The organism is Chryseobacterium sp. HNCC26DJ238, assembly GCF_057180465.1.
In genome coordinates this window covers 1-3,320 of sequence record NZ_JBXUGI010000041.1, presented here as the reverse complement: position 1 = coordinate 3,320, position 3,320 = coordinate 1, and the positions used below count along the sequence as shown (strand labels likewise).

Genomic DNA, 3,320 nt, shown 5'->3' with positions numbered 1-3,320 from the left:
TTAATCAGAGGGTCCTTGGTTCGAGCCCAAGAGGAGGAGCAAAAAAGACTTACAGCAATGTAGGTCTTTTTTGATTTTAAGACTTCCCTGTTTCAAATTATTGGATCAATACCAAAAGTTAGGGACTAAGCAAAAAGTTAGATGGATCAATACCAAAATTTAAAGGCTGTAAAAAAACAATCAAGTATCATCTCACCGATTTTTTCAGCAATCCATATTACTTTTACGAAATATCACGTGTAAGCTTTCTCTGAGCGCAATATTCATAGGTTTATTTTCGTTACATTTGCAGTTTTACAGATAAACATGTAAGTCTTTAAAAAACTTTTAAATTTTAACAATAAACAGCATAGTTTTTGTTTAAGCTAAATGCTCGAAGATACGAATGATGTCAACCAATCAATTTAAATACGGTTTCCTTTATATTTCCCTTTTTATAACAAGTTTTTTCCATGCTCAGAACACGGCAAACGGAAAAATTACAGACGCTAAAAACAACAAGGAAATCAGTGCTGTTGAAATCTATATCAACGATAGCAATACCCCTTTTACCACCACTACTTCAGGAAACTTCAGCGTACAGTCTGACAGCATTATTTACAAACTGAAATTTCAGAAAAAAAACTATGCTTTCCAAAGTGTTGACATCACCCCTGAAAAAAGCACCAACCTGCTCATTAAGCTGTCTTCTGAAAAGGTTAGCAGCATTGAAGAAGTTGTAATCCATAACGAGAGAACTAAATACAAAAACAAGAAAGAAAATCCAGCATACAGAATCATGCAGGAGGTCTGGAAACGCAAGCGAAATAACGGTCTTGATAAATTTGACACGTATACATACAAAGAATACGAAAAGATTCAATTCGACGCCAATAATCTCGACAGTGCGTTTATGAACAGAAAAATCTTTAACAAATTAGATTTCATCTTTGATTACGCTGATTCTACCGCAAGTGGAAAAATGGCACTCCCTGTATTTTTAAATGAATCGATCTACACTAATTTCGGTGAAAATAAACCGGGCAAGAAAACTAAAAAACTTTTAATAGCTCAAAAAACTTCGGGTTTTCAGGATAACCAGGTTATCGCGATTACCGCAAAGAACCTGTACCGTGACATCAATATTTATGACAACACATTAAATTATTTTGATATTGGATTTCCGAGTCCGGTAGGAACAGATGGTTTCAGCACATATGATTATAATCTTATTGATACAATCTCCGTCCGTGGAGAACAGGCTTACAAAATACGCTATCAACCCAGAAGGACTGAGGTCCTGGCTTTTCAGGGTTATCTTTATATTGACACAGATTCTTATGCAGTCTTAGGAGCAACCCTAAAGTCAACCAATAAAATCAACGTTAACTTTATCAACGCTATTTCAACCGAACTGGAATACGACAATCCTGATGAAGAAACATTTTTACCTAAAAAATTCATTACAGAAATTGAGATGACTCCGTTTTCAAAAAAGAAAACAGCGAAAGGCTTAGTCGCCAAACGTACGGTCGATTATTCGGAATATGATTTTAATAAACCTCTTGCCGATTCCATTTTCACCAGAAAAGAAGAAGAATACGACGCAAAGTTTGTAGACAAAGATGATTCCTATTGGGTAAAAGCAAGACCAGACTCATTATCAAAGGCTGAACAGGGAGTCTACGAGATGCTTGATAAGCTTCAGAAGACCCCAAAATTCAACAGGATTGTAAAACTATATGAAACGCTCGCTTCTCAGCACTATAATATCACAAAAGGGATTGATATCGGTCCTATTTTTTCTGTTTACGGAAAGAATGATGTAGAAGGTGACAGAATCAGATTAGGGGCGAGAACTTATTTCGGACAGAACGATCCGTGGAGAATTCAGTTTTACAATGCGTACGGTTTTAAAGACAAACAGTTTAAATACGGAGTAGAAGGACGCTATATGTTTAACAGAGTCAACCGTTTTATGGTCGGAGCCGGAACAAAAAGAGACATTACCCAACTGGGAGTACAGCTAACAACAGAAGACGGCATTATGTCACGCTCCTTTGCCTCATCAACCGTCTTTGCAAGAGGAGAAAACGCTTCTCTCAGTTCGGTTAACCAAACCAGTATATTCACTGCTATTGAGCCTTGGAAAAACTTCCAGATACGGGTAGACGGAACAATGCAAAGCATTAAATCAGCCAACCCTTCCGGTTTCAGCCTGATGTATTACCGTAATGGTGAATTGAGAAAGACAACAATAGACTCCCATGTAACGATAAGTCTGATTGCTAGGCCTGGAGCGAAGTTTTCACAGACAGGAGTTGACCGGTATGAACACGGAACCTTAGCACCGACTATTGTTCTAAAATACACAAGAGGGATCGAAGGCCTGTTTAATGCAGATTTTAATTACAACAAACTGCAGTTTATGTTTTACAAGCCAATCCTTTTAGGAAGCTGGGGAAAAACACTGCTGAATTTTGAAGCCGGGAAAAACTTTGATACCGTTCCTCTGGCTTTACAGAATGTAATTCCGGGAAACCAGTCGTATGGAATCGTTCCGAATACCTTTGCTCAGTTAAATTATTATGAATTCGTCGCTGACACCTATTCAACCCTTCATATAGAACACCATTTTAACGGCAAAATCCTTTCATTCATTCCTTTGATCAAGAAACTGAAGCTGAGAGAGGTTGCCTTCATCAGAGGTGCTTACGGATCTTTAAGTGATGCGTCAAAGAATATCAATGTAGAAAATTTAAAATATTCTGCGCCGGATCAGCAGGTGTACTATGAATACGGTTTCGGTATTGAAAACATCGGTTTTGGGAATATCAGAATTTTCCGGGTAGATTTTAACTGGCGGGGAAATTACCTTGACCGCCCTGATGTTTCTAAGTTTGGAATTAAGGCTGGTTTTCAGTTTGGATTTTAAAGTCATTTAACATGTACTTCTTTAATGAACCAGCAGAACCTTAACTTTTTTCACTTACTACGATATTACTTTTCTTTCTGTAATTATAGGGATCAACTGCCTGATATATCTTAGAAAGATCAACTTCATTCTAAAGATCTGGATGAAGATCGGCATTTTTTTATTCCTTTTCTTTATAATACCATACGTTTCAATTTCAGTAGAAGTAAGAAATATCTATAAAAAATTCATAATTGTTGACAGTTATAATCTTTGGTATTTACTGTTAAAATATCCTATCTGGTGGATGCTTGCGGTTATAGAAATCTTTTTCTTATCCAGAATTTCCCACATACAATATGATTCAAAAAAATAGATAAATCAAAAAATCCTCAGCATTTTTGCTGAGGATTTTATTTTTATAAAA

At 36.4% G+C, this 3,320-nt stretch carries 1 protein-coding gene; it reads left to right on the top strand.

Annotated elements, in window-relative coordinates; translation table 11 throughout:
• Positions 1 to 385 precede the first annotated feature (385 nt).
• Positions 386 to 2,914: a DUF5686 family protein gene (locus AC2A07_RS19590; RefSeq protein ID WP_484051785.1), complete on the top strand. Its 2,529-nt coding sequence runs from the start codon at positions 386 to 388 to the stop codon at positions 2,912 to 2,914.
• Positions 2,915 to 3,320: the final 406 nt, after the last annotated feature.